We start from the raw sequence: 13439 nt of genomic DNA on the forward strand, positions 1-13439 counted from the left end.
TCCCTGCCAGGCGGAATAAGCCCAACAGAAACCGCTCATTTCCAGGAGCCATTCCTGCACAATATATAAACTAGTGGATATATATTGAGACATATAGGAACGGCCTAAATTTAACCGATCGCACGACGCCTGAAAGCCGCCGCAGACCGGAGCCGCCGCCCACATGTCCCTTCATCTGACTAACAATGTCAAAGAACCACCAACTCAAGAAGCGGACAACCAGCCCACCCCGATCCTTGCGTCTCGGAGGACTGCTCATCCACATATGTTGGCGACCATTCAAAGCGCTACCTGCTGGCAGCGCCCCGTCCGGTGAACAGCCCTCTAGGTAACACCACAGATTCGGTCAACAGGGTTTTTCACACCAATGACTTTTTTTGATGGAAATCGGTGCAGAAGCCCCGAAAACTGGGGCTTCAAGGCTGCATCCTTTCCCGGCGTCGCCCATGCATCAGCCGGTAAAGGGCGGGCAGCACCAGCAATGTCAGCAATGTCGAAGAGACGATTCCGCCGATCACCACCGTCGCCAGCGGCCGTTGCACTTCAGCGCCCGCTCCGACGTTGAACGCCATCGGCACGAAGCCCAGACTCGCCACCAGCGCGGTCATCAGCACGGGTCGCAGCCGGGTTAACGCGCCTTCGCGGATCGCGTCCTCCAGCGGTCGTCCCTCTGTCAGCAGCGTGCGGATGAAGCTGAGCATCACCACCCCGTTCAGCACCGCGACGCCGGACAAGGCGATGAAGCCGATCCCCGCCGAAATGGACAACGGCAAATCCCGCAGCAGCAACGCCGCGACTCCTCCAGTCAGCGCCAGCGGCACGCCGGAAAAGACGATGGTGGCGTCCTTGACCGAGCGGAACAGGCCGTAGAGCAGGCCAAAGATCAGCAACAGCGCTGCCGGGACCACCAGCCGCAGACGCTCGGCGGCGGAGATCAGCTGCTCGAACGTGCCGCCATAGCTGATCCAGTAACCCGCCGGTGGCTCGACGTCCCGGTCCACCTTCTCGCGCAGTTCCTGCACGAAACTGCCAAGGTCGCGACCTCGCACGTTCGCGGTCACCACGACACGGCGCTTGCCATCTTCGCGGCTGATCTGGTTGGGACCGATGATCACCTCTACCCTGGCGACGTCCTGCACTGGCACGAAACCGCGTGGGCCTGCGCCATTCATCGGCAGCGGGATGCGCAGGCGGCCAATCTCGTCCACCTTGCTACGGATATCCTCCGGCAGGCGAACGATTACCGGGAAGCGGCGGTCGCCCTCGAACAGCTCGCCCGCTTCCTTGCCGCCTATCGAGATGGCGACGACATTCTGCACGTCGCCGACATTCAGGCCCAGGCGCGCCAGCGCAGCGCGGTCCGGCGTGATTTGCAGGACCGGGAGACCGGTCACCTGCTCGACGCCGACATCGGCTGCACCGTCTATGCCGCCAACCACCTCCTCGACCGACTGACCGATGCGGAGCAACTCGTCGAGATCGTCGCCGAATATCTTGATCGCCACATCGGCGCGGACGCCCGACAGCAGTTCGTTGAAACGCATCTGGATCGGCTGGGTGAATTCATAATTATTGCCCGGTATCTGTTCGACCGCTTCCTGCATTTCGGCGACCAGCTGGGTGCGGGGCTTGCGCTGGTCGGGCCAGTCCTTGCGGTCCTTGAGCATGACGAACGTGTCGGCGACCGAAGGCGGCATCGGGTCGGTGGCAACTTCGGCCGTGCCGATCTTGGCGACGACGCGCTCGACTTCGGGAAAGCGTTTGAGCCGGGCTTCGACCGTTTTCTGCATTCCGATCGCCTGGGTCAGGCTGGTGCCGGGGATGCGCAGGGCGTGCATGGCAATGTCGCCCTCGTCCAGATTGGGGACGAATTCGGACCCCATTCGGCTCGCGGAAAAGCCTGCGACCAGCACCAGGCCGACAGCGAGTGCGACAATGGCCTTGCGCAATCGCAGCGCCTTTTCCAGCGCCGGTTCATAGACCTGCCGCGCCCAGAGCATCAGGCGGCTTTCCTTCTCCTCGACCTTGCCGGTGACGAACAGGGCGATGGCGGCGGGGACGAAGGTCAGCGAGAGGATAAGCGCGGCGGTCAACGCCATGACGACCGTGATCGCCATGGGGTGGAACATCTTGCCCTCCACCCCGGTCAGCGCGAAGATCGGCACATAGACCAACGCGATGATGAGGACGCCAAACAGCGACGGGCGGATCACCTCCGACGTGGCTGAAGCCGCGAGGGCAAAGCGTTCATCGCGATCCAGCAAGCGACCCAAACCATGCTGCGCCTCGCCATAGCGGCGCAGGCAGTTTTCCACGATGATGACCGCGCCGTCGACGATCAGGCCGAAATCGAGCGCACCAAGGCTCATGAGATTGCCCGATACGCCCGCCTGTACCATGCCGGTGATGGTCATCAACATGGCGATGGGGATGACGGCGGCGGTGATGAGCGCGGCGCGGACATTGCCGAGCAGCAGGAACAGCACGACAATGACGAGCAACGCGCCTTCGAGCAGATTCTTCTCGACCGTCCAGATCGCCCGTTCGACCAGATCGGTGCGATCGTAGATGGCGACGGCTTCGACCCCGGATGGCAGTGCCTTGGCGGCCTGCTCCAGCCGTTCCGCCGCCGCGCGGGCGACGATCCGGCTGTTTTCACCCGCCAGCATGACGACGGTGCCCAGCACCACCTCCTGCCCATTTTCGGTCGCCGCGCCGGTGCGCAATTCCTGACCCATGCCGACATCGGCGACGTCATTGATGCGGATCGGTACGCCGCCGCGATTGGTGACAATGATGGATTTCAGATCATCGACGCCTCCCGCCTGCCCCGGCACCCGGACGAGATATTGCTCGCCATAGCGTTCGACATAGCCTGCGCCGACATTAGCATTGTTGCGGCCCAGCGCATCGACCACATCGTCCAGCGCCAGCCCATAGGCCGCCATCCTGTCCGGCAAGGGCGTGACATGATATTGCCGTTCATAGCCGCCGATGCTGTTGACTTCGGTAACGCCGGGCGTGTTGCGCAGTTGCGGGCGGATCACCCAGTCCTGCAAGGTGCGCAGGTCCTCGGCATTATAAGGCGTGCCGTCGGCCTTGCGCGCGCCGGGTTTCGCCTCCAGCGTGTACATGAAGATTTCGCCAAGCCCGGTGGCGATCGGTCCCATTTCCGGTTCGACGCCGGGCGGCAATTGCGATCGCGCGATCTGCAACCGTTCGTTGATCAGCTGGCGCGCAAAATAAATGTCGGTGCCGTCGGCGAACACGGCGGTGACCTGCGACAGGCCGTAGCGGGAGATGGAGCGGGTATAGTCCAGCCCCGGCAGCCCCGCGATCGCGGTTTCCACCGGGAAGGTGACGCGCTGCTCCGCCTCCAGCGGGGAGAAACCCACCGCCTCGCTGTTGATCTGCACCTGAACATTGGTGATGTCAGGCGTGGCGTCGATCGGCAGGCGCTGGAAGCTCCAGATGCCCAGCGCGCAGAGCAGCAGCACGGCGGCCAATACCGCCCAGCGCAGGCGAATGGCGGCGGCGATGATGCGTTCGAGCAGCGGGGGGCGCGTGTCGGCAATGGCCTCAATGGTCATGGCTGGCTCCCGACTTGTCGATGTCGGCGCGGATCAGGAAAGCGCCGTCCGTGACATATTCGGTGCCCGGTTCCAGTCCGCCCAGCACCTCCGTCCATTCGGGCGTCTTGCGGCCGAGTTCCAGCATCCGCACCTCATAGCTGTTGCCAACCTTGGCATAGACGACATCAAAGTCGCGGAAGCGCTGGATCGCCTTGGTCCGCACCGCCAGCGGTGCCTGCGTCTCGGCAACCGCGAAGGCGCCTTCCACCCCCATGCCGGGACGGAATTGTCCCGCTGCGGATTCGGGCAGATGGACATGGGCGAGCAGCGTCTGGCTGGCGAGGTCGGCGGTCGGCAGGATCGCCTCGACCGCGCCGGTCAGCCGAGCCGCGCCCGACAGGCTGCGCAACGCGACCTTCTGCCCCACCCGCACCCGTTCGGCGTCGCGGGGATAGACGAAAAATTCGGCGTGCAGCTTGGTCGGGTCGGCGATCACGAACAGCGCGCGGTCGCCGGTCATGTCGCCGACATTAGCGTTCTTTTCGACGATCGTACCGCTGATCGGCGCGGTGACGGTGTAGGTCTGGAGCGAATGGCTGGATTCGACGCGCAGCAGTGTCTGGCCACGCCGCACCACTTGCCCCAGTTCGCCGGTCATCGACAGGATCTGGCCGGGCAGGCGCGCGCGCACATCGGCTTTGCCCTCCGGCGTGATTTCGATGCGGCCGGACATGTCGATCAGTTCGGCGATCGACGCTGGGCCTGCCCGTTCGGATCGCACCCCGCCTGCCCGCGCCGCGTCGGCGGCGATGGTGGTGCGGCCTTCATAGGATGCATAGGTCCAGTTATGGGTGCGGCCACCCTCGACCGCCTTGACCTTCACGTCGAAACTATGCGGTTCCTTGACCACTCCACCGCCGCGCAGAAAATCATCCTTGGGCATGAAGGCGAAACGATCGACCTTGCCGCCCAGCCGGATGAGGTCGACACTGAGCTGGACATGTTGCGGGGCGACCGGTTTGTCGTCGCGATAGGCGTAGATGTGGAATTCGGGTTCGACGCCATCTTCAAAGATGGTGACTTCCACCGCGAAATTGCCGTCGCGCAGCATCCGGCCGCGATGGGGGCCGCGTTCTTCCTCAGCCTCTGCCGCGCCATGTTCCTCATGATCATCGGCGGGCGGGTTTTCGCTGCAACCGGCGAACAGGGCGGGGACGAACAGCAGGGCTGCCAATTTGAGATAAGGGGACATCAGCGATTCTCCGCGCTGGCAAGAAGGGGGGCGTGGCGGCCGGTCAGTCGGTCGAGCCGTGCGCCGTCGAGATGGTAGGATTTGAGCAGGGTGATGCGGCGATCATAGGCGTCGATCATCGCTTCCTGCGCCTGCGTCACTTCCAGGAAGGTGAAGGCGGTGCCGCCGCGATTATAGCCATCGCGCACCAACATGACCGCGCGCTCGGCACTGGGCAGCACCGCATTGTCGATCTTGTTGATTTCGCGGACGATCGCTGCGCGCTGGGCGAGCAGCCGGTCTATGTCGCGTTTGACCTGCACCCGCAGCACCGAGATCTCGGCTTCGGCGACGCGCCGTTCGGCTTCGGCCTGCTCGACATTGCCGCGCTGGGCGCGACGACCGCCAAGCGGGATAGAGCCGCCGACCACGATGCTGACATCATTGCCCTGGCCATAATGGCGAAGCCCTGCGCGCAGGGTCGGATCGGTGGCACTATTCGCTTCGGCCAGCCGCGCCCGTGCTGCCGCTGCGTCGCGTTCTGCGTCGAGCAGCGCCACATCTATGGGTTGGGCATCGGCTGCCGGGTCGGGCGCAAGGCGGGAGAAGCTGCTGGTGTCGATCTGCACATCGCCGTCCGCGCCCCACCATGCCGCGAGCGACATGCGTGCGATGCGGGCCGCTTCGATCGCCTGTTCATGGGCGATGCGCGCCTGCGCCACGGCGGTGCGGGCGCGCTCCAGCGCGAACAGGGGATCGAGCGCGCGTCCGACCCGCCGGGCGACTTCGCGCTCCAGCCGTTGGGCGAGCGTCAGGCGTTCCAGCGCGACGGGAATTTCCGCTTCGGCGGCCAGCGCCTCCACCCACGCCGCCTGCGCCTGCGCCAATATGTCGAGCTGGCGCAGGCGGCCGCGTTGTTCGGTAACGTCGCGGTTCAGCCGGGCCGCGCCGACCCGCGCCTCCCGCTTCCCACCCCGCTCCCATGTCCGCTCATACCAGGCGGTAGTCTGGGTGCTGGCGACGGGGGTGTAGGGACCAGTGCGGGCGAGATCCTCCAGATCGACAGTGACGACATCCTGCGGCCGCTCCTCAGCCTGACGCATGGCGGCGGTGGCCGCGTCGCGCTGGGCACCGGTCACGGCGACGCCGGGATCGGCCTGCGCGACGCGCGACAGGGCATCGGTGAGCGACAGCCCCTGCGCCGCCAATGGCAGGGCGGGGAAGAGAGTGCTGACAAGTAGCGCTACGGTCAGGCGCGGAAAAGCGCGCAGACGAACAGATGGAAACATGAAAACAGGCTTTCGCTATGCGACACGGACCAACCCGCGCCGCATGGCGGCCGCAGGTTCAGACGCGAAGTGCGATCAGCCTGGGTGGGCGCTCTGGCCCCTGCGAGACGGAGTCCGGCTCCACCCGATCAGCCCCTATAATGGGCGGCGCAGAGCGCGATGATGGCATGGCAAGCACGGCCTGTCCGAGCAGGATGACGCCTGACCCGCTGTCGGCATGATGGTGATGGCTGTCGGGCAGGCGATCGGGCTGGCCGTCCTGCTTTCCGCCGCGCACATCATGGTCGGCGTCGTGGGCTTCTTCCACGGACAATGCGCTGAACAGCAGATGCCCATGGCCTTGGGTCATACCGGGCGCGTGCTGAACCTCATCGATCATCCGCGACAGGCTCATGCCCGCAAACAGCGCCAGCAGTGCAATGCACAGCCATGCGCCCAGGCGAAAATACGGGGAGGGGCGCAGCGCGGACATCGGCAGAGCCTATCCAAGCGAACGTAACGACACAAGTATCTGTGCATCGTAATACGCGATCGCACATTGCCTTTCGCGGCACGGTAGCAGCATATTCTGCCGCACGCGCGCAAACCACCGCCCGCAACGGCATTGGCCGATCATGCCAGCTTCTGCATCGTTCATGCGCGTCTTTGGTTTGGACGCATGACCCCGAAAGCGCCTATTTCCTCTCCCCAAGCACGGGCGTGGAATGTCCCGCCGTGGAGAGGAGAGCAGCGCATATGAGCCATTACAGCCCCACCGACATGGCCCGGCATCTGGGCGAAGGGCTGTTGTCCTTTCCGGTCACCCACTTCGATGCGGATGGCGCATTTTTGGAAGCCCCCTATCGCGAGCATTGCGCCTGGATGCTGGGTCATGAACTGACCGGCCTGTTCGCAGCAGGCGGCACCGGCGAATTTTTCTCGCTCACCCCGGCAGAAGTTGCCACGGTCGTCGCGGCAGCCGTAGCGGAAGGCGGCGGCAAGACGCCGGTCATCTCCGGCTGCGGCTATGGCACCGCCATCGCCACCGGCATTGCCCGCGACGCGGAGAAGGCGGGCGCGGATGGCCTGCTGCTGCTGCCCCCCTATCTGATGCACGCCAAGCAGGAGGGGCTGGCTGATCATATCGAGACCGTCTGCCGCTCCACCGGTCTGGGCGTCATCGTCTATAATCGCGACAATGCGGTCATCAACGACGAAACCCTCGCCCGCCTGTGCGAGCGCAACGCCAATCTGGTGGGCTTCAAGGACGGCGTGGGCGACATTGAGCTGATGACGCGCATCTATGCGCGGATGGGCGACCGGCTGACCTATATTGGTGGACTGCCGACGGCGGAAACCTTCGCCACGCCCTACCTCACCATGGGCGTCACCACTTATTCTTCGGCGATCTTCAACTTCATGCCGGAATGGGCGCTGGCCTTTTACAAGGCGGTGCGGGCGGGCGATCATGCCCATGTCATGGACGGGCTGCGCCGGTTCGTGCTGCCCTATATCGCCTTGCGCAACAAGGGACAGGGCTATGCCGTGTCGATCGTCAAGTCGGGGATGCGCATCATCGGGCGCGATGCCGGGCCGGTGCGGTCGCCGCTGACCGACCTGTCGGCAGCCGAGGAAGCCGAACTGCGTGTGTTGATCGAGGCAGTGTCGCCGGGGGCATTGTCCGCCGCTGCGTGACTTGAACGAAAGGCGCGGCTAGCTTGTGATGATGTTTGAACTCAGCCAGCTCCGCTGCTTCGTCGCCGCCGCCGAAGAACTCCACTTCGGCCGCGCGGCGCAGCGCCTCAACATGACGCAATCGCCGCTCAGCCGGCAGATCCAGCTGCTCGAACGGATATTGGACGTGCAATTGCTGGAACGCACCAGCCGGCAGGTCAGCCTGACCCCGGCGGGCAGCGTGTTCCTGATCGAGGCACGACGGATCGTGCGCCTGTCCGACAGCGCGGCCCTGTCCGCACGGCGCGTGGCGAAGGGGGATGCGGGGCGGGTGGCGCTCGGCTTCACTGCGGTATCGGGCTATAATGTCGTGCCGCGCATCGTGGCGCAGGCGCGCGCAGCGCTGCCCAATATCGAGCTGGAACTGCGCGAGATGGTGTCGACCGAGCAGGTCGATGCGCTGCTCACGGGCCTGATCGACATCGGCTTCGTCCGCCCGCCGATCGACCGGCATGAATTCGAGACGAGTTGCGTGCTGCACGAACCGCTGTTCGTCGCGCTGCCGCCCGGCGACCCGCGCCAGTCGAAGGCGGCGCTGGAACCCGCCGATTTCGATGGTCAGCCGCTGATCATGTATTCCCGCCAGGGGGCGAGCTATTTCCACAATATGCTGGTGCGCCTGTTCGACGAGGCGCAGGTCGCGCCCCTCTATGTCCAGCATGTGACGCAGATTCATTCGATGCTGGGGCTGGTCCATGCCGGGGTCGCGGCGGCGATCGTGCCGGAAAGCGCGACCGGGCTGCATATGATGGACGTGCAGTTTCGTCGCTTGATGACGCCGATCGACAAGCCCGTCGAACTGCACATGGCCTGGCGGCGGGACAATGCCAATCCGGCGCTGCCCGCCATGCGGCAGCTCTGCGCCGAAGCGACCGGATGAGCGGGATCGACCGGCGCGCGCTGATCAGCGGGCTGGCCGCCGCGCCGCTGGTCGTCGCCGCGCGTGCGCCCGCCAGTCCCGTTGCGACGACACGCTATGGCCGGGTGCGCGGCATGATCGAGCGGAATGTGCTGGCGTTTCGCGGCATCCGCTATGGTGCCGATACCGCCCCGCGCCGGTTCCAGCGGGCTTTGCCGCCCGAACCGTGGCAGGGCATTGCCGACGCCACCCGTTACGGTCCCGCTGCGCCACAGACCGACGCCACCGAGCCGACGTCGGAGGACTGCCTGTTCCTCAATGTCTGGACGCCTGCGCTCGACAAGAGGCGGCGGCCGGTCATGGTCTATCTGCACGGCGGGGCGCACGCCCATGGGTCGGGCAGCGACCCGCTCTATGATGGCGGCAATCTGGTGCGGCGCGGCGATGTGGTAGTGGTGACGCTCAATCATCGGCTGGCGGCGCTGGGCTATGCATATCTGGCGCAGCTGGGCGGCCCCAGGGAATCGGGCAATGTCGGCAATCTCGACATCATATTGGCGTTGCAATGGGTGCGCGACAATATAGCGGGCTTCGGCGGCGATCCGGGGCGGGTGATGATCTTCGGCCAGTCGGGTGGCGGGGCGAAGGTCGTGACGCTGATGGCGATGGCGGAGGCGCGCCCGCTGTTTCACACCGCCGCGACGATGAGCGGGCAGCATGTCACCGCCGCCGGGCCAAACCATGCCACCGCGCGCGCCAAGGCGTGGATGGCGAAGGCTGGCGCGGCGGACGTGGCGGCGCTCGCCCGCCTGCCGATCGGCCAGCTGGTCGAGGCGATGGGGATGACCGATCCGCTGGAGGGCAAGGGCGAGATCAGTTTCACCTCCACGCTGGACCATCATGTGCTGACGCGGCACCCCTTCGTGCCGGACGCCCCGCGCGAGGCAGCGCATATTCCGCTGATCATCGGCAATACCCATGACGAAACCGCACTGTGGATCGAAAAGACGTTGCGGGCAGGCGACACGACATGGGACAATCTGCCCGACCGGCTGGCGCGCCAGATGGTCAAGGATCTCGCCCCCGATCATGTCATCGCGCGCTATCGCCAGCTTTATCCCGACCGGACGCCGGGGCAGATATTGCTGGCCGCCTCCACCGCAGGGCGATCCTGGCCGGGGCATCTGATCCAGGCGGAGGAGCGAGCGCGGATCGGCGCGCCGACATGGATGTATCAGCTCGATTTCCCCTGCCCCGACGCGGGCGGGATATTGGGGGCGTTCCATACGCTCGACATTCCGCTGGTGTTCGACAATGTCGATGCACCGGGCGCGCGAACCGGGGTGAGCGCGGAAGCGCGGCGGCTGGCGGGGGTGATGGCGGACGCCTTCATCGCGCTGGCGCGGACAGGCGATCCCAATGGCGGGGCATTGCCGCGCTGGCCGCATTTTGAACTGACGCAGCGGCCGACGATGATCTTCGACCGGGACGTGCGGGTGGAGGATGATCCGCGCCGGGAGGAACGGCTGTTGTTCGCGGTCGCGCCCTATATCAAGCCGGGTGGCTAGGCCCGGTCCCACGGGAAGCTGAGCGTCGGGCGAAGCGCGTAGCGCGTCATCGCCAGACGCAAGCGCACGCCGCAGCCCGGCTCCAGCCGCACGGTCACATCGCGCCCGCCAGCCGCAACGGTGCGGCCTTCGATCGTCACGCTGTCGATGCGATGTTCGCCATAGGCGCCGCCTTGCACGATGACGCTGCGCGCGCTTTTAGGGTCGAGATTGACCAGCGTCACCTCGGTCGCCGTGTCGGACAGGCTGTGGACCAGCGCGGCAACCTGCAGCGGCACCCCGGCGCGACGCGCGGCGGGATCGAAATAGCGTAGGCGGCAATGGAGCGGCACGCCGCCCTGCGGCGGCGACGTTTTCGACCAGGGCGGGCGGGCGATGTGCAGGCCGCCAGTCATGAGTTGAACAAGACTGGTGACGCTGGCCGGGTTGATGCCAATGGGCCAGTCAGCCAGACGGGTGTGCGGCGTGGTCGTGTCGCCTTCGCGCAAGGTCACGCGCTCGGCCACGCGCTTGAGGTCCGCCTCGATCGCGCGCTCGGCATAGGCTGGGTCGCGCCCTTCTAGAAAACCGATCCACGGATGATCGCCAGCCGCCGTGCGATCTTCGGCGCGCTGCGACATATACCAGATTTCAAAGCCGTTGGTGCGGTAGGGACCGGGCTTCCACCCATACCAGCCATCCGCGCCATACATGGTCGGCACGTGCGACACGCCGTCTATAGTGCGCGCTGCGGCGTTGATCCGCGCCGTCTGTCGCCGCCACAGGTCGATATAGCGCTGGTCGCCGCTCATCAGCAGCGCGCCCATGAAGGCGGTGATCGAACGGGGGACACGGTTGCGATCCTCCCGCACGCCCGTCTGCGGTACACGGGGGGAGAAGCCCCAGCCATAGACGCCCGCCCACCAGTCATCGCCAACCGTGCCGTCGGGGCGGACATGGCTGGGCAGGATGTCGCCGTTGCGCGCGGCGCGTTCCGCCCAGGCGTCGAGATAGTCGAGCGCCCAGCGGCGGAACCGCTCCCCTCCCCCAAGCGCATAGGCGTTGAGGCCCAAAGTCGTGGATTGCAGGTTCAGCGGATTGTCGCCGACCACATCGCCATATTCGGCATAATGGTCGAGCGTTTCCTGGTACGTGGTTTCGCCATGTTCCATGTGGAAGGGTGTGGGATCGAACGGATCGCCTGCCCAGTCGAGCGGGGTGGCGGGGCGCAGCATCGGGCCGCGGCTGCCGTTCATCAGGCTGCGCATCATCCGCAATTTGGGGTCGTAATTGGGCGCGGTGGCATCGCGCCCGGTATAGAAATCGGCGTATCGCGCAGTCCGCACCCGCAGCCCGGCGTCGCGGGGCATGGACAGGCCCATGACGTTGAAGCTGGTCAGCCCTTCCGCATTATGCTGCCAGTCCATCTGAACCGGAAATTCGCGGTGGTACATGCCCTGCCGCGCGATCGGCACGTCGGTGGTGCGGGCGGCGGCGAACTGGCGCAGATGGCCTTCCCAGAATTGGGCGGCCAATGTGCGAATCCGATCACCCCCGCCCAGCGCGTGGAGCAGGAACCAGTCATTGGTCGCTTCGGCGGCATCATCGGGGCCGTCATTCGCACCCCAACGCTCGAACACGCGCAGCCGGTCACGCCGATCGACATAGTGGGCGTAGAAATCGACGCAGGCGGCTTCGTTGGCGGCTAGCAACTGGCGTTGCAGCACGGCCCAGCGCGGCGGGGACATCGGCGTGCTGGCGACAAGCGTATCGCGGGTGCGGGCCTGTGCAGGCAGGGCAAGCGCGGCGGCTCCGGTTACAAAAGCGCGACGGCCTATCCGCATCAGGCCAGCTCCAGCCTGCGGATCGGGCCGACAACGACCAGGAAGGCGAAGATAGTGAGCAGGCAATGGGCACCGACGAAGATGAGCGCCCAATCGAACGAGCCGGTCGCCGCGAGGATGAAGCCGACGACGATCGGCGTGACGATCCCGGCGATATTGCCGAACATGTTGAACACCCCGCCTGACAGTCCGGCCAGCTGCTTGGGCGCGACGTCAGCCATGATCGCCCAGCCGAGCGAGGCGACGCCCTTGCCGAAAAAGGCGAGCGCCATGAAGGTGATGACGAGTGTTTCCGATTCCGCCCAGACGCAGGCGATGATGAGCGTCGCAAGCAGCATCCCGGCAACCAGTGGCGTCTTGCGCGCCAGATCGAGCGATCCGGTACGGCGCAGGATGAGGTCGGAGCCATAACCGCCCGCAAGCCCGCCGACAAAGCCGCACAGTGCGGGGACAGCAGCGGCAAAGCCCGCCTCCATGATGTTGAGGCCGCGTTCCTTGACCAGATAGATGGGGAACCAGGTGACGAAGAAATAGGTCAGCACATTGATGCAATATTGGCCAAGATAAATGCCCAGCATCATGCGGTTGGCCAGCAATTGCCGGATATTGGTCCAGGTGAAGGTCGGCGCGCGCGCCGCCTGCGCCGCGCCATCCTCCATATGGATGAGGCCGCCGCCCGCCTCGATATGCGCCAGTTCCGCCGCGTTGATCGAGGGATGCCGGTCCGGGCTATGGATATAGCGCAGGAAAAGGGCGGTCGCGGCCAGCCCCAGTGCGCCCATGACCCAGAATACCGCACGCCAGCCAAAACTATGGACCAGCCAGCCCATCAGCGGCGCGAAGGCGACGAGCGAGAAATATTGCGCGCTGTTGAAGATGGCCGACGCCGTGCCGCGCTCCGCGCCGGGAAACCAGGCCGCGACCAGACGGGCGTTGCCGGGAAAGGACGGCGATTCCGCAAAGCCGACCATGAAGCGCATGGCAAAAAGCGTTGCCACCACCGGCAGGCCCGCGATCAGCCCGACCGTGCCCTGCATCGCGGTAAAGATAGACCAGAGCGCGATGGCCCCGGCATAAATGCGCTTCGTGCCGAAGCGATCGAGCAGTGCGCCGCCCGGTATCTGCCCCAATACATAGGCCCAGGCGAAGGCGGAAAGGATGAAACCCGTCTGCACCGGCGAGATGCCCAGTTCGCCCGACGCCGCATTGCCCGCGATCGAGAAGGTTGCGCGGTCGGCATAGTTGATCGACGTGATCAGGAAGATCAGCGCAATGATGCGATAGCGCACATGGCTGGGACGATCGGCAGCGACGGCGTTCGCGGTGGCAGGACGGATCACGAATGGCTCTCCTCAACGGTGCCGTCCATCTGTCGGAACGGTCG

9 protein-coding genes are annotated in these 13439 nt (G+C 65.4%); 3 read left to right on the forward strand and 6 right to left on the reverse strand.

The annotated features are described in order from the left end of the window. Positions 1-416: 416 nt before the first annotated feature. From Q0D44_RS06050 to Q0D44_RS06065, 4 genes are read right to left on the reverse strand one after another with little or no spacing between them, the layout of a single operon-like run. Entirely contained in the window at positions 417-3554 is a 3138-nt protein-coding gene (locus Q0D44_RS06050) for a CusA/CzcA family heavy metal efflux RND transporter (protein WP_366009129.1), read from the reverse strand. Positions 3555-3579: 25 nt separating this feature from the next. Continuing rightward, positions 3580-4824: an efflux RND transporter periplasmic adaptor subunit gene (locus Q0D44_RS06055; protein ID WP_294134005.1), complete on the reverse strand. Its 1245-nt coding sequence runs from the start codon at positions 4822-4824 to the stop codon at positions 3580-3582. Beyond that, positions 4824-6092 carry a TolC family protein gene (locus Q0D44_RS06060; RefSeq protein ID WP_294134007.1) on the reverse strand — a complete coding sequence of 423 codons (1269 nt, stop codon included), beginning with the start codon at positions 6090-6092 and terminating at the stop codon, positions 4824-4826. The genes Q0D44_RS06055 and Q0D44_RS06060 overlap by 1 nt, the downstream gene beginning before the upstream one ends. A 58-nt stretch (positions 6093-6150) precedes the next feature. Beyond that, complete coding sequence (locus Q0D44_RS06065; protein ID WP_294134010.1) at positions 6151-6564, reverse strand: hypothetical protein; 414 nt, start codon at positions 6562-6564, stop codon at positions 6151-6153. Positions 6565-6827: 263 nt separating this feature from the next. Between Q0D44_RS06065 and kdgD the strand changes: the two genes are divergently transcribed. From kdgD to Q0D44_RS06080, 3 genes are read left to right on the forward strand one after another with little or no spacing between them, the layout of a single operon-like run. After that, positions 6828-7766 (forward strand): 5-dehydro-4-deoxyglucarate dehydratase, encoded by a 939-nt coding sequence (gene kdgD / locus Q0D44_RS06070; RefSeq protein ID WP_294134013.1) that lies wholly within the window; start codon positions 6828-6830, stop codon positions 7764-7766. 28 nt (positions 7767-7794) lie between these two features. Continuing rightward, a complete protein-coding gene (locus tag Q0D44_RS06075; protein WP_119746485.1) occupies positions 7795-8685 on the forward strand; it encodes a LysR family transcriptional regulator in 891 nt (296 codons plus the stop codon). Further along, positions 8682-10232 (forward strand): carboxylesterase/lipase family protein, encoded by a 1551-nt coding sequence (locus Q0D44_RS06080; protein WP_294134015.1) that lies wholly within the window; start codon positions 8682-8684, stop codon positions 10230-10232. Before Q0D44_RS06075 ends, Q0D44_RS06080 begins: the two co-directional genes overlap by 4 nt. Here the strand turns inward: Q0D44_RS06080 and Q0D44_RS06085 are convergent. Together Q0D44_RS06085 and Q0D44_RS06090 are read right to left on the reverse strand one after the other, a co-directional pair. After that, positions 10229-12055 carry a hypothetical protein gene (locus Q0D44_RS06085; protein ID WP_294134024.1) on the reverse strand — a complete coding sequence of 609 codons (1827 nt, stop codon included), beginning with the start codon at positions 12053-12055 and terminating at the stop codon, positions 10229-10231. The two genes, Q0D44_RS06080 and Q0D44_RS06085, sit on opposite strands and share 4 nt — an antisense overlap. After that, on the reverse strand, positions 12055-13395 hold the full coding sequence (locus Q0D44_RS06090) for an MFS transporter (RefSeq protein WP_294134026.1): 1341 nt from the start codon (positions 13393-13395) through the stop codon (positions 12055-12057). Before Q0D44_RS06090 ends, Q0D44_RS06085 begins: the two co-directional genes overlap by 1 nt. Positions 13396-13439: the final 44 nt, after the last annotated feature.

This window comes from Sphingobium sp., from assembly GCA_023266575.1.
GTDB lineage: Bacteria > Pseudomonadota > Alphaproteobacteria > Sphingomonadales > Sphingomonadaceae > Sphingobium.

Bases quoted from the DNA above. Each gene is read 5' to 3' on its own strand.
- Q0D44_RS06055 (WP_294134005.1), bottom strand. From the start codon at position 4,824: ATGTCCCCTTATCTCAAATTGGCAGCCCTGCTGTTCGTCCCCGCCCTG.
- Q0D44_RS06060 (WP_294134007.1), bottom strand. From the start codon at position 6,092: ATGTTTCCATCTGTTCGTCTGCGCGCTTTTCCGCGCCTGACCGTAGCG.
- Q0D44_RS06065 (WP_294134010.1), bottom strand. From the start codon at position 6,564: ATGTCCGCGCTGCGCCCCTCCCCGTATTTTCGCCTGGGCGCATGGCTG.
- kdgD (WP_294134013.1), top strand. From the start codon at position 6,828: ATGAGCCATTACAGCCCCACCGACATGGCCCGGCATCTGGGCGAAGGG.
- Q0D44_RS06075 (WP_119746485.1), top strand. From the start codon at position 7,795: ATGATGTTTGAACTCAGCCAGCTCCGCTGCTTCGTCGCCGCCGCCGAA.
- Q0D44_RS06080 (WP_294134015.1), top strand. From the start codon at position 8,682: ATGAGCGGGATCGACCGGCGCGCGCTGATCAGCGGGCTGGCCGCCGCG.
- Q0D44_RS06085 (WP_294134024.1), bottom strand. From the start codon at position 12,055: ATGCGGATAGGCCGTCGCGCTTTTGTAACCGGAGCCGCCGCGCTTGCC.